Source organism: Blautia sp. AM47-4, from assembly GCF_003479865.1.
Taxonomy (GTDB): Bacteria; Bacillota; Clostridia; order Lachnospirales; family Lachnospiraceae; genus Fusicatenibacter; species Fusicatenibacter saccharivorans.
Map to the genome: position 1 here is coordinate 1 of NZ_QUHY01000088.1, position 1,525 is coordinate 1,525.

At 42.1% G+C, this 1,525-nt stretch carries 3 protein-coding genes; all 3 read right to left on the minus strand.

Translation table 11 applies throughout. From position 1 onward, the window contains the following. Positions 1-101: 101 nt before the first annotated feature. The gene (locus DW965_RS18640; RefSeq protein ID WP_011861908.1) at positions 102-296 is read right to left on the minus strand and encodes a DUF3173 domain-containing protein; all 195 of its coding nucleotides are present in this window, start codon (positions 294-296) and stop codon (positions 102-104) included. 573 nt (positions 297-869) lie between these two features. Next, entirely contained in the window at positions 870-1,109 is a 240-nt protein-coding gene (locus DW965_RS18650) for a helix-turn-helix domain-containing protein (protein WP_009009556.1), read from the minus strand. Next, positions 1,106-1,525: RNA polymerase sigma factor (locus DW965_RS18655; RefSeq protein WP_020994407.1), on the minus strand; the 420-nt coding region annotated here is incomplete at its 5' end. The genes DW965_RS18655 and DW965_RS18650, both read right to left, overlap by 4 nt.

A 1,525-nucleotide genomic window follows, 5' to 3' on the forward strand; every position in this document is an offset into this window, starting at 1 on the left:
AAACCTAAGTTTGCTCTAAAATAATAAGTTCCGTTTTCTGCTTTCTTAATAGGGTCTTTTGCCATGATTTCACTCCTTACATAAATGTGCAAGAAGTACAATCAGTTCGATTTATCAGTAAAAGTAATCCCTAGCAATTCTTCCACAGCTTCTCTGGGAACCCTGTCCAGTTTGCGTGACTGATAGTAGGTATGCCCTTTTGAAATCATAAGTTTTTTTGCTTCTCTTATGATGTCTGCTGCGAATGAAGTTCCATAACCCAGTTCTATTAAGTCTTTTTTTGTTACTGTAATCATGTTCCTCCTTTCCATAGACCAGATATGGAACCCTCAATATCTGTCTATATTATATCAGATTTTGTGGCAAAAGTAATATTAAGATTGTATTTCCTGCGAATAGTTATTTGATTTTGAATGAAAAATTCTAATTCAAAATAGTATATAAGCAAGCCGAGCAGCTTTCGCTAAAGCTCATGGGAATCTCACCCCTGCATGGTTCTCATCCAGCCGTACCCTTTGCCAGCGGTGCTACATCATCACACGGACTAAGGCTGTACGGAAGTATCATTATCACAATAGAAAGGTCATGGCGGCAGCTCTGCGGTAAGCTACTTATGGAACGCTGGCAGGAATCGCTATCCGGTATCATCCCTCCTTTGGTGGGTTACGGCGTGCCAGCCCAACGGCTCTCTTTCTATCGAAACGTATTCGGCTGCTTTATGCTGCGTTGATTAGACGCTTTCTTTTTCAAGGAACAATCCGGCTTTATCAGCCTGTTAAAATGCACTGGTGATAATGCACTTTAATAGACTGGCAAGCTCTGTCTGGGAAGCATGGGTTTGTCCACGCTTCCACAGGCGAGCGTTATTTCTAGTTTGGTTCCCTGATTTCAAAAGATAAAATCTTTGCAATCAGACGTGTTTCCATCCGGCGGCGTAGGGTTTCATCTACAACCATGTGGGTATTTCCATATTCGTCTTTCATGGGACGCATGGAACGGCTGGCAATAAAACCGCTGTAATGGCGTACAATCTGGTTGACTGCTTCAATATCGCCGTCCGTAGCTCTTACAATCACAGGAAACGGAATCATAGGGTGCTTTGCTGTCATGCTTCGTCCTCCATAAATTTTTTGATAAATTCCAGTCCGGCGTGTCTTCTTCTCTGGATGGTAGAACGGTTGACTTCCAGAATTTTTGAGATTTCCGTATCGTCAAATCCAAGAAAATAATATCGCAGGATAACGTCACGTTTCTTTCCGTCCAGACTTTCTAATGCTTCGGCTAACAGGCTGTTTTCAATGCGGACAGTAAATCCATCCATTTCAAAAGTATGGAAGTGGGATGGATAGGTGTCTTCGGAAGAAAACAGATTGACGGTGTAATCGTCCATATCACAGAACAGGGTTTCCCGTTTACACTGTCTGGACAACGCTTTGAGATAGTCTTTGCGTTCATCCTCCATAGCGACTTTACAGATATAATCAAACTGGTTCTCTATGGTTGTCTGAAATTCAGATGGCTTCAT